Origin of the sequence: Psychroserpens sp. Hel_I_66 (assembly GCF_000799465.1) — a bacterium.
In the GTDB taxonomy this organism is placed as follows: domain Bacteria; phylum Bacteroidota; class Bacteroidia; order Flavobacteriales; family Flavobacteriaceae; genus Psychroserpens.
Window position 1 is genome coordinate 655217 of record NZ_JUGU01000001.1, and the last position, 17892, is coordinate 673108.

Here is a 17892-nt window from a genome sequence, read left to right on the forward strand (position 1 = left end):
CTTTTTTACAGATAATATAGAATATCTGCTTTTTTACAGATAATTGTCATTATCTGCTGTTTCATAGATAAAAAAGAGCTCATAGTTAAGACGATATTGAAAATCAAGTAATATAAATTTTATATTGTCCATATTGAACGATTAAATATCTTTGGCACTTTTCAGAATAAAAAATAAAAATTATGAAATTTTTAAAGGAATTTAAGGAGTTTGCGGTTAAAGGCAATATGATGGATATGGCAATTGGTATCATCATTGGTGCTGCTTTTAATAGCGTCATAGATGTATTGGTTAAAAAGGTGTTTATGCCACCGTTATCTTTAATGACAGATGGTCTGGAATTTCAGGATAAAAAATATGTGCTGCGCGATGCTGTGTTGAATGCAAATGGTGATGTAACAACTACAGAGGTCGCTATTGAATACGGGATGCTCTTTGAGACTTTTTTAGACTTTATCATTGTAGGATTGACTGTTTTTATTGTTGTTAAGGGTATGAATAGACTTAAGGATAAAGCGCAAGATCCTAAAAATACAGTGGTTAAAACGCCGAAGGATATTGAACTATTGTCTCAACTTACAGAGTTGATGGAGGAGCAAAATGCGTTGCTTAAGAATAAATAAAAAGGGTAAGCCATAAGAGAGTAAACCAAAGACTAAAAGTTTACTGTATTCTAAAACACGTCAACCAAACTCCAAATAAATAAAACGCTCCAAAGTGCTGTTCTAATCCAATTGCGAACTACAAGTTGTGATAATGTATTACTGGAGAACTTATTATTAGTGATCGCTTGGTGCAGTGGCACAAATTGTAAAAAGGTGGACAACCAAAGGAGAATCACGACAATCATTCCGAAGACATAAAAAAAAGATTGTTCTTGAAATACTTGAACGGTATATATAATCAACTGGCCAAACATAAAAGGGATCACAATCAGGGCCATATTGAACGTATACCGACTGTGCCATTTAAGTAACGAAGTAGTGGAGTAGTACTTAAAACTGGGATAGATGAGCAGTTGCACCATCCAAATAAGTACAACCAGTCCAAAATCGAGAAGAAGTCTAGCGAGTTCTAAGTTGGTCATCATTGGGCTTTACTTGTTTCCAAACAAATTCACTGTTGAGTTTGAAACTGCCTATAAAATCAAAATTGCAATCACTGGGAGCGATAATGGATAGAAATGATTTTTCATTTTTATCGCGGTAAAGGTGATAGACCTCGCCAACAATAGGTTCAAAATTATAACGGGAATTATAGACGAGATTGTTGTATTCTAGCTCTTCTATCATGAGATCGTAAGCAGCTTTGAGCTCAAGATATTTGGCTTTTATTTGCTTGTTGGCTTTGAGGATGTTTCTGTTTTTCCAAGAGGAATTACCGATCACTTGTATGGCTGGTGCTCCAACATTGGTGGCATAGGGCTTTAACGAGGCATCATAGCGCTGTGTGTCTTCATTAAAAACGATTTGGTCTGGCTTCTTGCTTTGAGACATAACTTGACTTTTATTTTACAAAGATACAGCACACAATTTATTCAAATCGACTAATTGAGGGACTAATTATTTATAATCTTTGTGGCTCTAATTAAACGCTGTTAATTTAAAATTTAAAATCATGGGAGAATCAGCTATTATACTTATTATGACTTTAGTCATTACATTAGCCACAATTGTTTGGGCAATACGCGTTACAAACTCTAAGCGTTAATGGTTTTGCAGATGTTGAATTAGAAAACTCACTACCCATTGGGAATTTATATTTTTTGATACTAAATTTTATAGGGATATCTTTAGCTTATTATATTAGGGATATTAACTAATTATTTAATTATGGATATTTTAAAAAAGCTAGGTGCATCAAACGTATTTATTCTCATTTTATGTGCGTTGATTATTGGTGTTGCGGAGTATTTGTTTCTAAGAGGTGATGAGGCAGCTGCTATTTTCATGGGGCTTTGGGCACCAACATTATTACTAGTAGTCATATTTATAAAACTAATTAAAAATGAGCGCTAACGATATTATACTTTACTTTTCTATTTTTATATCGGTTTGCGTTGTCATCTGGGCTGTGTTGATTATTCGTGCTTATAACAAAATTGATCGCGATAATAGATAAGTCTTTTAGATAATAGATAAGTCTTTAAGAAAATTCCTATATTTTTAATTTATTACTTCGCTTTTAGTCTCCTTTTGCTTTTTTTATAATAGCCTTTAATCGCTCTTTGCGCAATTCTGCTTCTTTTTTTAGCTTATTCTTTTTTTGTGCCATGAGTTTGGAATGCTTGGCTTTGTTGTTTCCGTTTTTTTGACCTTTGGGTTTGGGCATTTTATCTTCTAATATTATTTTAATTCTTATTTTAAGAGTTTATTTATTGATTACTTCCTCGTTAAAGTATTAATAATAGCAGAAACTATTTCTTTAAATATATTGAGATTGATATGTAAAACTAAGTTTGTTTATCAGCACTAATATTTAATAGCGCTTTTATTTAATATAATAATTCAAATTCAGTTCAATAAAATGACTAATGATCCAACTAACGGATGATTCAACTAAATGAATATATAGTATTCTAAAATACTTTAAAAACAAAACCGAGAAGCCAATACAAAATAAAGAATACCACGATGGTGCCAATACAGCCACATTTACCACCACCAATCTTTTTTGCTCCCCAAGCTGCTCCTAAAAATCTTAAAAACTTTTCCATATGTGTGTCAATTAAACATTATATAATGAAGTGTAAAATTAGGAGTTATTAGAAGTATTGATTTACTGTATCCTGTAAATTTTTGCTTTTATCAATTCGTTTTAATTATTGAAATTGACTTATGCTTTACAATTCATTTGGAAAATGTTTAATACTCATTAAAACTCACGGACACAGATATAATAAGATCTAAGCTACCTTTTGAGTTACTCGCTTCTTTAATTTGTTATAGCTAATTTCTTTAAAATCAGAAACTACAAAATTTGCTTTGCTATAATCTTGATCTTTACTATGCAGGCTATTATAGCCTACGCAATAGATCCCAGCAGCTTTTGCTGCTAGTATACCGTTAGTAGAATCTTCTATGACGAAGCACTCATTGGGTGAATAGCCAGATAGTTCCGCAGCCTTTATAAAAATCTCAGGATGAGGCTTAGAGGCTTCTAGATCGGCACCACTTATTTTGGCACAAAAATATTGATCCAGATCAAAACGCTTGAATATACGGTTGATATTTTTCATGGATGCAGATGAGGCTAAAACCAAAGACATATTATTTTTATGATAATCCTTAATGAGATCCAATACACCATCTATTAGCTGTAATGAAGTATCGCTTTTAAATAACTTTTTAAAGTGCTTACGCTTTATGGTAGTTAGTGTGTGGGCACTTAATGGTAGATTAAAATATTTGATAAGCTGTTGAGATATCTCCATGGTGGACTTTCCTGTGAAAGAGGCATAAAGTGCATCTGAAACTTCGATGTTGACATCGTTAAAAAGTTGGTAATAGGCTTTGTGATGAAGTGGTTCGGTATCTACGATGACACCGTCCATATCAAATAATACAGATTTAAACATTTAGTACGTTGAATTAATTAGCGTTACGAATATAAATAAATACTAGTTTAATGCCAATTACTTTTATGTAAAAATTTGGAGGTTAATGGCTTAATGGTATATATATTCGATGAAATGAAATACGCATGTAAGAAGTATCGATGAAAAGTAGGTTGTTTCAATGTAAAAGCAGATGAAGATTATGCAATTTCAAATATTTTATTGGATTTTATGCCTTAATTTATTAACCCAAAATCTAAATATATCACGTTATATTAATTAAATTAAAATGCATTTCATCGATTAATTTTGCGTTTTATAGAATTTAATTATTTTTAATACTACTTTAGCACCACCTAAATTACTTATTTCATTTAATTCCAAATCTAATGAAAGCTTTAAACTACTTATGCATCGCATTGCTTTTTGCAATTCCCAAACAAAGCTATTGTTCATCAATTGTTGATGATAATGTGGCTTTGACTGACAACCAAGTACAACGCGTTCGGCTTGATGTCACGACCTCTACAGGTTTTGTGCGCCATTTATTATTAGCTTTCACTCCAAACAATGCAGCGACAGATGGTTACGATTATGGCTACGATGCTATAAATAGTGATAATTATCAAGATGATGCCAGCTGGATGGTGGGTAACCAGCGTTGTAAAATTCAAGGTGTTGGGGCTTTTGATGATACCAAAGCATATCCGTTAGGAATATTCTTATCAAATGCTGGAGATATTCAAATAGAATTAACAGCTCTGGAACATTTCGAAGAGTCCGTAAGCGTTTATATTTACGATGCATTTAATCAAACCACTACGTCAATAATAGATAGCAATTTTATAGAAAATATGTCTCAAGGTGATTATAACAATCGCTTCTATATTACATTTACAAATACGATTAGTTCAATAGTGTTTATGGATAGTACATTATCTTCGGAAAAAGTGATTCTCCAAACTCCTCAAATAAACTATATAACGTCCACCAAAACGTTACAGATCAATTTGGCACAAGGATTAAATATTAAGGATATAACTATGTATTCGATACTTGGTCAAAAGGTGTCCCAATGGTCAAACATGACCTCTAATGCTTCAGGAACCTATAACATTTCTGTATCTCACATGTCTAAAGGCACGTATTTAGTAAGTCTTAATACTAAATCGGGTACATTCAATAAAAGACTTATTATTACGAAATAGCAAAACCCTGAGTTTTTAATTGAATTGCTGATGTTCTTTTTTGTAATTTTAATGCTTACAATTTAGAAAGTATGTCAAAGAAAAAACTAGGCTTAAATACCATTTGCACACATGTAGGCGAAATTAAGGACGAACAGTTTAAAGGTGCTGTTTCTCCAATATATGTATCCACATCTTACGAGTTTGATGATGTAGATTTAAAACGCTACCCAAGATATTTTAATACCCCAAACCAAGAATTCTTGGCAAAAAAGATTGCAGCATTGGAGCATACCGAAGCTGCGATGATTTTTGGCAGTGGTATGGCAGCAATAAGTCATATGTTTCTTGCTTTTTTACAAAATGGAGACCACATCGTTGTTCAAAATACATTATATGGAGGTACGAGTAATTTTATTCGAGAGGAATTTCATAAATATGGGATTGAATACACGTTCACAGAGGGTTATAAGGTTTCAGACTTTGAAGCTGCCATTCAACCCAATACTAAATTAATTCATATTGAAACACCCTCAAATCCATTATTGACCATTACCGATGTTAAAGGTGTTGCTAATTTAGGAAGATCTAAAGGTATCATTACAACAATAGACAACACTTTTGCGAGTCCCATAAACCAAAATCCAATAGATTTGGGTATTGATATTGTAATGCACTCTGCCACAAAATATTTAGGAGGACACAGTGATATATTGGCTGGAGCAGTAGCCAGTACTCAAGAACATATGGATCGTATTTGGAACGTCTCTAAAAATCTTGGAGGTAGTTTAAGTGATATGACCGTTTGGATGCTGGAGCGCAGTATGAAAACTTTAGCATTGCGTGTAAAGGCGCAAACAAAAAACGCTCACAAATTAGCAGCGTTTTTAGACAAGCATGATGATGTAGCTAAAGTGTACTACCCAGGTTTAAAAAATCACCCAGAGCACGAGCTCGCCAAATCCCAAATGAAAGATTTTGGAGCCATGCTGTCTTTTGAATTAGTTGATGATATTGACGCGATGTCCTTTATGAAACAACTCCATTTGATCAAACCTTCAATGAGTTTGGCAGGCGTAGAGAGCACCATGCTTTTACCAGCGGAAACATCACACTCATTACTCACTCAAGATCAGCGTGATGACATTGGGATTAGCAATCAGCTTATTCGATTTTCCGTTGGTATTGAAACGTTTAGAGACTTAAAGTCTGATATTAATCAAGCCATAACCAAAACAAAAACCACCACTTTTGCATAAAAATAATAAACATTCTAAGGGTTACGATTTTGAGCAACTATTAAAAACCTCTCCAGAGTTGGAGACCTTTGTTTTTATTAATAACTTCGGAAATGTAACTATCGATTTTGCAAATCCCAAGGCAGTAAAATCGTTAAATACAGCATTACTGAAACACCATTACGGGATTAAATTTTGGGATTTTCCAGACGCACATTTATGTCCGCCAATTCCGGGACGTGTCGAATACATCCATTTGTTGAATGATTTGCTCAATGCTTCCGAAGTAAAAGAAGATATCACTATTTTAGATGTTGGTACAGGTGCATCCTGCATTTACCCGCTACTCGGTCAATCGGAATATGGTTGGCACTTTATCGCTTCTGAAATTGATAAGCAAGCCATTAAGTCTGCAGAACAAATTATAGCTAAAAATAAACTTGTCGGTTCTATAGAGATACGATTTCAGGAAAACCCACAAAATATCCTCACCGGAATTTTGAAACCAACAGAAAAAATAAGTGCAGTGATGTGTAATCCGCCATTTTATAAAAATGAGACAGAAGCAAATGAAAGCACATTGCTCAAACAAAAAGGTTTAGGCAACTCAACCGATAAAGTGAGTCGTAATTTTAGCGGAACTGCAAAAGAATTGTGGTATCCTGGAGGGGAAAAAGCATTTGTGCATAATTATCTATACCAAAGTTCTTTATTAAAAGAGAACTGTGTTTGGTACACATGTTTAGTTTCAAAAACGCAACATGTACTTAGTATGGAAACGTCATTGAAAAAACTCGGTGCTACAGATTTTAAAATACTTCAATTAGCTTTGGGGAATAAGATAAGTCGAGTAGTGGCTTGGACTTTCGTGAAATGATACGACAAAAGTTATAATCTAAAATACTGAAATTTATAAAAAGAAAGATTTAAAATATGAAATTAGACATACTAGCATTTGGAGCACATCCCGATGATATAGAGTTAAGTTGTTCTGGCACGATAGCCAAAGAGGTAGCCAAAGGTAAAAAAGTTGGTATAGTAGATCTTACAAGAGGAGAACTTGGTACACGAGGTACTGCAAAAACCAGAGATGAAGAGGCTTCAAATGCAGCAGATATTCTTGGCGTTAGCGTTAGGGAGAACCTAAGATTTGCAGATGGATTTTTTGTGAACGATAAAACACACCAATTGGAAATCATTAAAATGCTTAGAAAATACCAACCCGACATTGTGTTGTGCAATGCTATTAAAGATCGTCATATAGACCATGGGAGAGGAAGTGAATTAGTAAGTGATGCATGCTTTTTAAGCGGACTTTTAAAAATTGAAACCAAGTTAGAAGGCAAGTCACAAGACAAATGGAGACCAAAACAAGTCTTTCATTACATCCAGTGGAAACAAATAGAGCCAGATGTAGTGGTGGATATTTCAGAATATATAGATACAAAAATGGCATCTGTACTGGCTTATAAAACCCAGTTCTTTGATGCTCATAGTAAAGAACCGCAAACACCAATATCAAGTAAGAATTTTACAGATAGTGTGAAATATAGAGCAAGAGATTTAGGACGTTTAATTGGGACAGAATATGCAGAGGGTTTCACAGCAGAGCGTTATGTTGCGGTAGATAGTTTGTTTGATTTGATATAAACAGTATGGGCTGGAAATGTTCACTTATTATCATTGAGAACACAAATAATTTTATTGATGATCTCACTATTTTAAAAGCCATTGGTAAATCTAATTACCAATTGGATGGCACGTGTACATTAGAAGAATGTATGTATCCCGGAGACAACTCTATAAATATTGGCTATTATAACGGTAATATTATTATAAGTGACGATTACCAATTGACCTCAAAATCCTTAGAACGTGCTAAAAAACTCCAATTAACTTCTGCGGAAAAAGGCTTGGTTGGATTATTTCCTAACTCTGAAATCGTAACTGTGGCCTGCCATAGTTCTATGAATTTTCATGGTTATTCCTTAATCAAAAAAGGAATTAAGCAGCGTTTGAAAACGATATCTGCAGATGATGACAAAAAAGAATTTGGAACAAGATTTGAGGAAGAGATAAAAATTTATGATAAAGCTATAGTGAAAGATGGAGTTCATTATTGGCCTTATAATAATGATCCAGAGGATTTAAGTGCTGAAGACCAGTTAATGGAGAACTTTACTTTTAAAGTCGCAGCAAGACGGTTGGGCGTTGCAATAGATTATGAAGATGGAGAGGAATTGGTAGAACGTGTAACTTTCAAAAAATATATTAATCCGAAAGCAGATTCTAAGGATAGCGGTAAAGAGGAGACTTCTAAAAAAGCGAAATGGATCAAATATGCTATAATTATTGGATTGGTTCTTTTATGGCAAATTATCAAAAGAAAATATATAAACAATTAAAATTAATAACTTACTGTTAATTAAATTTTTAAACAAAAAAAGCTTCTCATTTCTGAGAAGCTTTGTGATTCTGGGTGGAAGACCGGGTTCGAACCGGCGACTTTCGGTACCACAAACCGACGCTCTAACCAGCTGAGCTACAACCACCATGTAGATTTATTATAAGTTTTTTAAAAAAAACTTATAAAAGGATGCTCTAATCAGTTGATTTGAGCCACCATTTGTATGCATTTTTCAATGCGTCTGCAAATGTAAATCTTTTCAGTTTTACTTCAAAGATTTTTTTGAATATTATTATAGAAAATTTTAGGTCATTGAAGGAGAGACCAAAACGATCTGTAATATTACTCTCCTTAATGATATCATTTTGAATCTACGACTTAGGTTCTGCTTTGTCTACAACTAAACGACCTTCACGATTTGCAACTTCCCAAGCAGTATAAAAAACTAAACGGGCTCTGTTTTCTAACAAATCATACTGTATTTTGTCTGGTGTGTCACTAGGTTGGTGGTAATCGTCATGTGTTCCATTGAAATAAAAAATAACAGGAATATTATTTTTTGCAAAGTTATAGTGGTCACTTCTGTAATAAAAACGGTTAGGATCGTTTTCATCGTTATAGGTATAATCTAAAATAATATTTGCGTATTTTTTATTGACTTCTTCGGAAAGGTTGTGCAATTCTGTACTTAATTTGTCGCTACCAATTAGGTAAACGTAATTTCTATCACCTTCACGTTTTGGGTCTGTACGACCAATCATATCGATATTTAAATCGGCAACTGTGTTTTTAAGCGGAAAGATTGGGTCATTATCTGTATAGTGTTGAGAACCTAAAAGCCCTTTTTCTTCACCAGTTACGTGTAAGAAAAGTATTGATCTTTTTGGGCCATCACCATTATCTGCTGCAGCTTTAAATGCTTGGGCAATTTCTAAGATAGCTACAGTTCCTGATCCGTCATCATCCGCTCCGTTGTAAACTTTTCCGTCTTTGATGCCTTCATGGTCTAAATGTGCTGAGATAACAACAATCTCGTCAGGTTTCTCTTTTCCTTTTATAAATGCTACTACATTTTTTGAATCCACATCTTTTGATTGGCTTTTGATATCTATTTCCATAGCAGTAGTAAAAGATTTTGTCATTGCGTCATCATTGATATTTGGATATAGCGCTTTTGCAAAATCTTCACTTACCATTATTAAAAGTGTAGATTGCTCGTTAGATGGTAGTGAAACTCTACCATATTCGCCAGAGGCAGCTTGAGCACCAAAGTAATCGGCATATCTTTGAAATAGGGAAGGATCTAAGTATAAAAATGCTTTAGCACCTTTATCTTTTGCAATGTTTGCTTTTGATGACATAGACTGTCTGCCAGAGCTCCATTTGGTTTCTTCGGTTGTTCCAGAGGTCATATAATTTCCATTTTCATCTTTAGGCTCACCAGCTTTTGCTAATAATATCTTGCCTTTAACATCAAGATCTTTATAATCTGAATAGGTTTCAGAATCAATACCATAACCAACATATATAATATTTGATGCGTCTATTGTTTCGCTATTTTCAGCACCTAAAACAAGAAAGTCCTTAAACTGTTCATAATTTTTATCGTTGAGAGTTAGCTTTATTTCCGGAGATTTTTGCTTTACCAAAGGTACTTCCTGAAAATAGTCATCACCTGAAAGTGGTGAGGGGATTCCCATTTTTACATATTGGTCTTTTAGATAATTGACTGCTTTTACTTCTCCAGATTCACCTGTTTCACGACCTTCAAATTCATCTGAAGCATAGGTGTAGAGTAGAGTTTTTAACTCATCTTGGGTTATTGTAGTCCCATACACTGTTGGATCTGCAGGGGTTTTTGTGACAGTTTTTTGATTGGAGCTTCCGCAACCTACCAAAAGTAGAGCTGCAGCAATAATGTTTAGTGACCTTTTCATTTTTTGTTGTGTTAATGTATTATAGTTACGATATTACAAAAATTCTTATAGAGTTCTTCTTTTTGGTATTAGTCTTTGTGCAAAATTTAACAAGAATTAGTAGTCTTGGTCAACCATTATTCGTTGATCTGAATTTGCCAAATACCAAGCAGTAGAAAAAATAAGCCAAGTGCGTTTTTTTAGTAGCTCGTAATCAATTTTTTCTGGAGTGTCTGTAGGTTGGTGATAATCTTCATGTTCACCATTAAAATAAAAAATTACAGGAACTCCTTTTTGTGCAAAATTGTAGTGGTCTGATCTATAATAATAACGGTTGGGATCATTATCACTATTTAATTTGTAATCCAGACTTAGATTGGTGAATTTTTTATTGGCCTCTTCTGAAATATAATGGAGTTCTGTGCTCAAGCGATCTGCACCAATAATATATATGTAATTAGGGTTGTCTATATGTGCTTCATCAATGCGACCAATCATATCAATGTTAAGGTTTGCCACTGTGTTTTTCATGGAAAATACGGGATGTTCCGTATAGTATCTCGAACCGTCGAGACCAATTTCTTCTCCTGTGAGATGTAAAAAAACAATACTGCGTTTGGGGCCTTTTCCTTCTAATGTAGCCAATTTGAAGGCCTCTGCCATTTCTAAAACTGCTGCTGTACCTGAGCCATTATCATCTGCACCGTTAAAAATCTCTTTATCTATGAAACCTTCATGATCTGAATGCGCAGATATAATTATTACTTCCTGCGGAAATTCACTACCTTCAATATAGGCAATAACATTGGGTGATGTTTTTATGCCTCCAGTAAAATAGGATTCTGGTACATACTGAAAATAACTAGCTCCCAGAGGCGAAGGAATTTGTTCTTCTTTATAGTAATCTTCAAGATATTTTGCAGCTTTGTAATGACCAGGTTCTCCCGCTTTTCTGCCTTGAAATTCATTTTTTGAAAATTCGTAGACATGATGTTTTAATTCTTCCGAAGAAATTGAATTTAAATAGGTTTCAACATTTGTCACATTATCGTAATCAATGCTTTCTTTTAGTAGTTCAATTTTATCTGTATACCTAAGTTTTGCACACGACCCAACCAAGGTGAGGGATAATAAGATGAGTTGAAACTTCATTGAGCGGAAAAATAAGTGACTGGTTATGATTCAAATAAAAAGAAAAAAAAAGAAATACCGAAGTATTACCTAACTTATTTACTCTTGGTCGATTTCTTCAATATCTATGTCTTCAAGATCTTGTATGGATTCTTCTTCAAGAAGTTCTTCTTTTTCTTCTAGTTGCTCGGTGTTTCCAACTTCCGAAGAAGAGAAGATTGATTTATAGGTCGTCAATGCTAAAGCTATTATGGTCATTAAAAACATTAACTGAACAGCTTTTTTGTTAATGGGTTTGTTTTTTGAAATAAACATTGCCAAAACACCAAATAAAAGAGCTGCTATGCACGGTATAAATGCAATTTTGAACAAAGGCGTTACCGCAAGGATTAATGCAAAAATAGCAGCAATAAACCCTAAAATTAAAAATAACTTTTTCATAATATTAGTTTTTTAAACCTGTTGCAGATTTAATTTTTAATTCTCCATTACCAACAGGGATTTTAAATTTTGCATATACAGGGACTTTATTGGCATCTGCTGTAAGCCAAATTAAGTTATCATTATTTCCCTTTAAAACATTGCTATTATTAACAGATATAGATAATTTATAGCATTCCTTTTTACCTATAGCTGTATTGATTGTTTCTTTACTAACATATTGTACTCTTACCACAGATTCTTTGTTATCAAACAAAACTGTAAGATTTTGACTGTCTCCAATATTTGCTTTGTGAATATCCATATTTCTTATATGGTATAATGTAGCTACTATATCTCTGGTTGAAGATCCAATTTTAACGGTTTCATTAACTTCCCAAAATGTGCCATCTCTTCTTTTCTTACGCATTAAACTCGAGACGGTATTCGATTTATGATTGTATTTATATTTCATAAATTTCTCATAACCACCTTCGTTGATGTCACGATTATATAAATATGGCGTCAACGTTTTAGGGCTTACGTAGCTCTCGTACAAATCACGGATTTTAAAAAAATTGTCCCACTTGCTGAATGTTACAGCAGAACATTTTAACTTTAATAATGTAGAATTTGAGGTCTTGACCTCACTAGTCTCCATAGTAACTTGGGCTAATTCGTTTAGCAACCCAGACATATTGTATGTTGCGGTGTATAATAGTTTTTCTCCAGCAGGAATGGTGTTGTTTTGTGCAAAAATCACAAAACTGCTCAAAAAAAAGAGTGTCATTAAAGATGATAATCTCATAAGATAGGATTAGAGTTTGTAGATTTTTAAATTAACATTTATTATGCCATGATATTATTTCGCGACAATTAAAAATTAATTTCTAAAGGCCAAAGTTAAATTAAATTGTATTACCTCAAAATAAAGAGGTATTTGATTCAACAATACTCTTATATAAGCACATTTTGTATTCATTAATTTAAGATATTTGATAAATTAAAAAAATAAGAATGATATCACATATTAAATTGGTAAAAAATAACCATTTACGTTCACTACTTATTGTTGTTGCTTTTATTTCTCAGTATGTAGGCTTTGCTCAAGAAAAGCCAAAAGACATATCTAAAACCATTTATTTGACTTCAAATATTGGTTTGGAAGATAATTCACATTCCGAAGAAATCTTAAAGGCAATCGTTGAAGCTTCAAAAAATGATGAACACGCGTTGTTTTTAGCATTGGGAAACAGCACGAGAAAGACGGGTTACCCAGAGAATAAAGACGACCGCAAAAAAGAAGAATCCTTCTTGTCTTCAAAGTTGCTAAATCCCTTATCAAGTTTTAATGGAGAGCTTATTTTTATTCCCGGTAAATACGAATGGGAAAACGGAAGCCATAAAAATCTTGACGACCTAGAATCTTTTTTACAAGATAACAGTAAAGCAGAATTTTGGCCAAACGATGGTTGCCCAATTGAACGCGAAACGTTAAGTGACGAGGTAGAATTGGTTATGGTGGATTCACAATGGTATTTAGAAAATTGGGATGATTACCCTTATATAAACAATGATTGTGAGATCAAAACTAGAGAGCAGTTTTTCGCACAATTCAAAGACGAACTTAAGGACGAGCAAAATAAAACGATAGTCGTCGCCATACATCACCCTGTATTAACTGAGTCACGTCAAGGCCTTATAGGTCGTTTAGGAGGATTATCTAAACAGGCATACTACCATAAAGACATGCAAGATTTGATTGGCAGATTAGAAACATTAGCAAGTCAATTTAATGATGTGATCTTTGTTTCGGGAGCAGATCGAAACTTACAGTTTTTGATGGATGATGGAATTCCGCAGATCATAAGTGGTGCAACTGGCAAAACAGAGAGTGTAAAATCCAATATAAAAGAAGGTCAATACGCAAGTAGCGAAAATGGATTTGCAAAGTTGAACATTTTTAAAGACGGAAGTTCAGAAGTTGAAATTTTCACTGTTAAAAATGGCCAGACATCAAAAGTGTTCACAAAAGACATCAAACTTAAAAAAGGAAAGCTGGAAGATTTTAGTTACCATAAAAATTCCGACTTCGGAAGCACCTACTCTGATGCCATTTATACAGAAGAAGAAGTCAAGAAATCAGGATTTTACAAGTGGTTTTGGGGAGATCATTATCGCGATATCTACGGAAGAAAAATCACAGCACCAGTTCTATTTTTAGACAGTTTGCCAAACAACGTTAGAGCAATTACGGAAGGTGGAGGAAATCAATCCCGCAGTCTTAGACTTATTGACGATAACGAAAACGAATACACAGTGAGAGAGCTTAGAAAAAGTGGAGTTCGTTTTATACAGTCTAAAATAAAAGATCATTACGTGATTGAATATATGGATAATACAGTTGCTGAAACTATTGTTCAAGATTACTATACTACTGCACAGCCCTACGCACAATTTGCTATAAATGAGTTGTTGGATGCTATTGATATTTCGCATGCCAATCCTAAAATTATTTATCTTCCAAAACAAGAACGCTTGGGAAGATTTAATGAAAACTATGGCGACAAACTTTATATGATTGAAGAGCATGTTGGCGATGAAAATAAAAGTTTCGAGACTTTTGGAGATGCAGACGATATTATAAGCACATCTGATATGCTACTCGAATTACGTGATGATAAAGACGCAAAAATTGATGAGGATAGTTATATAAGAGCTCGTCTTTTTGATTTTTTAATAGGTGATTGGGATCGACATTCAGACCAATGGAGATGGGCCTTGCACGAACAAGAAGACGGTACTGAGCTTTATAAACCAATCCCTAGAGATAGAGATCAAGCATTCCCAAAGTATGATGGTGTTTTTCCAGCAATTTTAAAAGCAGTTTCACCTTTAGCACGAAATATGCAAAGTTACGCACCAGAGATTGATGATATAAAAACATTCAACAATGCGGTATATTATCTGGATAAGAATTTTATCAATAGAGCGAGTTGGAATGATTGGAAGACTCAAGCAGAGTTACTACAAACCCAATTGACAGATGATGTTATTGACCAAGCCTTTGCAAATCTTCTGGAAGATACAAAAGATGAAAGCACAGAAAATATAAAATCTATTTTAAAGCAAAGACGAGGTAATATTGTTGATATAGCCAAAGATTATTATGATTATTTTAAAGAGCATGAAATAGTTGTGGCTACCACAAAGGACAACAAAATTGACATCGATCGTATGGATGGTGGAAAAACGAAAATTTCTATAACCCACAAAGACAAATTGCATTTTGAAAACACCTATACTAAAGAAGAAACTAAAGAGATATGGATATATGCTTTAGATGGTGATGATGAAATAACGGTAAAAGGTGATGGTGATGACTTTATTAAACTTAAGATTTTTGGAGGAGAAGAAAATGACATTTATGACATTCAGAATAACAGAGCAGTAAAGGTTTACGATTATAAATCAAAGAAAAATACATTTAAAAATCCAGTAAGAAAAACATTAACAGATTCTTACGAGATTAATAATTATGATCCTCAAAAAAGAAAATACTCAAACAATGTCATTTTACCAAGCATAGGTTTTGATCCAGATGCAGGATTAAATTTCGGCTTGACAGATACATTTACGACTTACAGTTTATTGCGCAACCCATTTACAACTAGTCATACGGTTGGCGCTTCATACTATTCAGCAACCGAAGGATTTCAATTAACATATAATGGAGAGTTTGCACATTTTTTCCATAATTGGAATTTGGTATTAGATGCAAGAGTTACTAGCTCAAATTATGCTGTAAATTTCTTTGGCTTCGGAAACGAGACAACTTACGATCCAGACGCTGTTGATTTAGATTTTAATCGTGTGAAGATCAGTCAGTGGCACTTTGAGCCATCGTTGGTTTACAAAACATCTGGTAATATTAGTGCACATATAGCAGCTCGTATAGAAGAGCATGATGTTGAGGATAATGAAAATGCATTTATTGAGCAATCTTTACCTAGTACAGATGACGTTTTTGAAAGTCAAATTTACGCAGGAGGAGAAGTAGGAGTTCATTTTAGTAATAAAGAAAGCTTATTAAGTTTGCCACGCAGAGGACTAGAATTGGGATTTGTAGTAGGATATAAACAAAGTATCAACTCTAATTTTGACAATAAATTTACTTACTTTACTCCAAAAGCATCATTTAATTATCCAATTCATGATAGCGGATTGGCTACATTGGCAACAAAAGTGCAAGCAGACTTTATTTTTGGAGATTCTTATGAATTTTATCATGCTGCTAGTGTTGGAGGTAATAATAGTTTGCGTGGTTATAGAAATGACAGATTTATAGGGCAAACTTCCTTTTTTCAAAGTACAGACTTAAGATTATGCCTACTTGAAGTTCGTAGCGGATTTATACCATTGAGATTTGGTGTTACGGGAGGCTATGATCTTGGTCGAGTGTGGTCAGATAATGATGATTCAGGAAAGTGGCATAATAGTTATGGAGGTTCAATCTTTATTAATGGATTTCAAGCATTAACTGCAAATATTGGTTATTATTTAAGCCCAGAAGACAACAGAATTATTTTTACAGCAGGATTTAGGTTTTAATATTGAATTTAGTATTCAACTTAAATAAAAAACCCACAATTTTCATTGTGGGTTTTTTTTGCGGAGAAAGAGGGATTCGAACCCCCGGAGGTGTGACCCTCAACAGTTTTCAAGACTGCCGCATTCGACCACTCTGCCATTTCTCCTGAGTGCCTCATTGGGTATTCCCCAAATGCGAGTGCAAATATAGAACCCTTTTTTATTTCTTTCAAATAAAAACTGCTTTTTTTGAACTTTTAATTCCGCTATAGAATTATTTAATACTTATAAGAGACAATTTGAGCTTTCAAATCTTATTTTTGCACAAATATGAAACATTGATGAGTACAATAAATGATTTGAAATGGAGATATGCAACAAAAAAATTTGATTCTTCTAGGATTCTTTCCAAAGAGAAAATAAATATTTTAAAGCACGCTTTTAATCTTACCGCTACATCTTACGGGTTGCAGACCTTAAAATTGGTTATTGTTTTAGATAAAGAAATTAGAGAACAACTTATAAAGCATTCTTACAATCAAAAGCAGGTTGTTGATGCCTCTCATTTATTTGTCATTTGTATTGAAGATGATGTCGTGGACTCCCATGTTACCGATTATTACGACAATATAAAAAAAATACGTTCTACTCCAGAAACCATTTTAGCTCCTTATAGAAATGATTTAATGAAAATGATGAGCAATATGACGGTGAAAGAGCGTCAAGAATGGTCTATTAGACAAGCTTATATTGCTTTAGGCAACTTAATGACTGTTTGCGCAGTTGAGCGAATAGATTCTTGTCCTATGGAAGGTTTTATTCCTAAAAAATATGATGAAGTACTAAATCTTGAAGAAAAAAATCTTAAATCTGTATTACTGTTACCGGTAGGTTATAGGGCAGATGATGATATGTTTTCTGAATTTAAAAAAGTAAGAAAACAACTTAGTGAAACTGTAATAGAACTTTAATTTTATACTATTAATTACATATATTTGTTTTATAACTATTGTTTTTATTATTAATTGCTATGAAAAAAATATTATTTATCTTAATTTTTGCAATATCAGGACAGATTTTTGCCCAAGAACAATCACAATGGATAAGTGATTATAAAGTGGCTTTACAACAATCTGAAAGTCAAAATAAACCTATTTTGGTTTTTGTGACTGATAATCAAAAAACAGAGTCCTTAGAACTTCTCAAAAAAGAATTTTTTGCAACAGAAGATTTTAAAGCCATAGAGGCTAAAGTGATTTTATTAAAGTTGGATATTTCTAATAAAGAATCTTATAATGTCCGTCTGGGAATCCATTATCTTGAAGAAAGAAATGCATCTGGTTTGGCCTTAATAAATAGCTATAACGATAATATTGGAGAGCCTCTAACTGAAATAAATTCAGAAAATATAAAATCTTTTATTTCCTTTTTGAACTCAAAATTATAG

At 33.4% G+C, this 17892-nt stretch carries 19 protein-coding genes and 2 tRNA genes; 10 read left to right on the forward strand and 11 right to left on the reverse strand.

The features are described 5' to 3' along the window. Positions 1 to 182: 182 nt before the first annotated feature. A complete protein-coding gene (gene mscL / locus GQ40_RS03065) occupies positions 183 to 623 on the forward strand; it encodes a large conductance mechanosensitive channel protein MscL (RefSeq protein ID WP_047545640.1) in 441 nt (146 codons plus the stop codon). Positions 624 to 673: 50 nt separating this feature from the next. Here the strand turns inward: mscL and GQ40_RS03070 are convergent, their stop codons facing one another. Together GQ40_RS03070 and GQ40_RS03075 are read right to left on the reverse strand one after the other, a co-directional pair. Continuing rightward, a complete protein-coding gene (locus GQ40_RS03070; protein WP_231565537.1) occupies positions 674 to 1090 on the reverse strand; it encodes a hypothetical protein in 417 nt (138 codons plus the stop codon). Further along, positions 1065 to 1496: a DUF2452 domain-containing protein gene (locus tag GQ40_RS03075; RefSeq protein ID WP_047545644.1), complete on the reverse strand. Its 432-nt coding sequence runs from the start codon at positions 1494 to 1496 to the stop codon at positions 1065 to 1067. The genes GQ40_RS03070 and GQ40_RS03075 overlap by 26 nt, the downstream gene beginning before the upstream one ends. A gap of 336 nt (positions 1497 to 1832) precedes the next feature. Between GQ40_RS03075 and GQ40_RS03080 the strand changes: the two genes are divergently transcribed. Continuing rightward, positions 1833 to 2018: a hypothetical protein gene (locus tag GQ40_RS03080; protein ID WP_047545646.1), complete on the forward strand. Its 186-nt coding sequence runs from the start codon at positions 1833 to 1835 to the stop codon at positions 2016 to 2018. A gap of 166 nt (positions 2019 to 2184) precedes the next feature. Here GQ40_RS03080 and GQ40_RS17690 read toward each other — a convergent pair whose 3' ends face one another. The 3 genes from GQ40_RS17690 to GQ40_RS03090 all read right to left on the reverse strand — a co-directional run bounded on the left by GQ40_RS17690 (position 2185) and on the right by GQ40_RS03090 (position 3577). After that, positions 2185 to 2331, reverse strand: a complete 147-nt coding sequence (locus GQ40_RS17690) for a hypothetical protein (RefSeq protein WP_197052647.1) — start codon at positions 2329 to 2331, stop codon at positions 2185 to 2187. 247 nt (positions 2332 to 2578) lie between these two features. After that, positions 2579 to 2716 (reverse strand): hypothetical protein, encoded by a 138-nt coding sequence (locus GQ40_RS17695; protein WP_047545647.1) that lies wholly within the window; start codon positions 2714 to 2716, stop codon positions 2579 to 2581. Positions 2717 to 2905: 189 nt separating this feature from the next. After that, positions 2906 to 3577, reverse strand: a complete 672-nt coding sequence (locus GQ40_RS03090) for an HAD family hydrolase (RefSeq protein ID WP_047545649.1) — start codon at positions 3575 to 3577, stop codon at positions 2906 to 2908. A gap of 368 nt (positions 3578 to 3945) precedes the next feature. On the opposite strand from GQ40_RS03090, the gene GQ40_RS03095 reads away from it, so the two are divergent. The 5 genes from GQ40_RS03095 (at position 3946) to GQ40_RS03115 (ending at position 8386) form a co-directional block, all read left to right on the forward strand. Further along, positions 3946 to 4764 carry a T9SS type A sorting domain-containing protein gene (locus GQ40_RS03095; RefSeq protein WP_047545652.1) on the forward strand — a complete coding sequence of 273 codons (819 nt, stop codon included), beginning with the start codon at positions 3946 to 3948 and terminating at the stop codon, positions 4762 to 4764. Positions 4765 to 4835: 71 nt separating this feature from the next. After that, positions 4836 to 6002 (forward strand): trans-sulfuration enzyme family protein, encoded by a 1167-nt coding sequence (locus tag GQ40_RS03100; RefSeq protein WP_047545654.1) that lies wholly within the window; start codon positions 4836 to 4838, stop codon positions 6000 to 6002. Next, positions 5995 to 6858: a 23S rRNA (adenine(1618)-N(6))-methyltransferase RlmF gene (gene rlmF / locus GQ40_RS03105; protein WP_047545656.1), complete on the forward strand. Its 864-nt coding sequence runs from the start codon at positions 5995 to 5997 to the stop codon at positions 6856 to 6858. Before GQ40_RS03100 ends, rlmF begins: the two co-directional genes overlap by 8 nt. Positions 6859 to 6914: 56 nt before the next feature. Beyond that, positions 6915 to 7631: a bacillithiol biosynthesis deacetylase BshB1 gene (bshB1, locus tag GQ40_RS03110; protein WP_047545658.1), complete on the forward strand. Its 717-nt coding sequence runs from the start codon at positions 6915 to 6917 to the stop codon at positions 7629 to 7631. Positions 7632 to 7636: 5 nt separating this feature from the next. Further along, positions 7637 to 8386: a hypothetical protein gene (locus GQ40_RS03115; protein ID WP_047545660.1), complete on the forward strand. Its 750-nt coding sequence runs from the start codon at positions 7637 to 7639 to the stop codon at positions 8384 to 8386. 72 nt (positions 8387 to 8458) lie between these two features. On the opposite strand, the gene GQ40_RS03120 is transcribed toward GQ40_RS03115, so the two are convergent. From GQ40_RS03120 to GQ40_RS03140, 5 genes are all read right to left on the reverse strand, one after another. Next, positions 8459 to 8534 (reverse strand) — tRNA-His (locus GQ40_RS03120). A 225-nt stretch (positions 8535 to 8759) separates the two neighbouring features. Beyond that, positions 8760 to 10325 carry a M28 family peptidase gene (locus GQ40_RS03125; RefSeq protein ID WP_047545662.1) on the reverse strand — a complete coding sequence of 522 codons (1566 nt, stop codon included), beginning with the start codon at positions 10323 to 10325 and terminating at the stop codon, positions 8760 to 8762. 96 nt (positions 10326 to 10421) lie between these two features. Continuing rightward, a complete protein-coding gene (locus GQ40_RS03130) occupies positions 10422 to 11456 on the reverse strand; it encodes a M28 family metallopeptidase (protein WP_047545664.1) in 1035 nt (344 codons plus the stop codon). A 78-nt stretch (positions 11457 to 11534) separates the two neighbouring features. Beyond that, positions 11535 to 11876 carry a hypothetical protein gene (locus tag GQ40_RS03135; protein WP_047545666.1) on the reverse strand — a complete coding sequence of 114 codons (342 nt, stop codon included), beginning with the start codon at positions 11874 to 11876 and terminating at the stop codon, positions 11535 to 11537. Positions 11877 to 11880: 4 nt separating this feature from the next. After that, positions 11881 to 12663 (reverse strand): DUF3108 domain-containing protein, encoded by a 783-nt coding sequence (locus GQ40_RS03140; protein WP_047545668.1) that lies wholly within the window; start codon positions 12661 to 12663, stop codon positions 11881 to 11883. Between the two features lie 209 nt (positions 12664 to 12872). Here GQ40_RS03140 and GQ40_RS03145 point away from each other — a divergent pair, with 209 nt between their 5' ends. Continuing rightward, positions 12873 to 16466, forward strand: coding sequence for a metallophosphatase (locus tag GQ40_RS03145; protein WP_052184131.1), 3594 nt, complete (start codon positions 12873 to 12875; stop codon positions 16464 to 16466). A 61-nt stretch (positions 16467 to 16527) separates the two neighbouring features. Here GQ40_RS03145 and GQ40_RS03150 read toward each other — a convergent pair. Continuing rightward, positions 16528 to 16612, reverse strand: a tRNA-Ser gene (locus GQ40_RS03150). Positions 16613 to 16786: 174 nt separating this feature from the next. Here GQ40_RS03150 and GQ40_RS03155 point away from each other — a divergent pair. After that, on the forward strand, positions 16787 to 17416 hold the full coding sequence (locus tag GQ40_RS03155; protein WP_047545670.1) for an NAD(P)H-dependent oxidoreductase: 630 nt from the start codon (positions 16787 to 16789) through the stop codon (positions 17414 to 17416). Positions 17417 to 17475: 59 nt separating this feature from the next. After that, complete coding sequence (locus tag GQ40_RS03160) at positions 17476 to 17892, forward strand: thioredoxin family protein (protein ID WP_047545672.1); 417 nt, start codon at positions 17476 to 17478, stop codon at positions 17890 to 17892.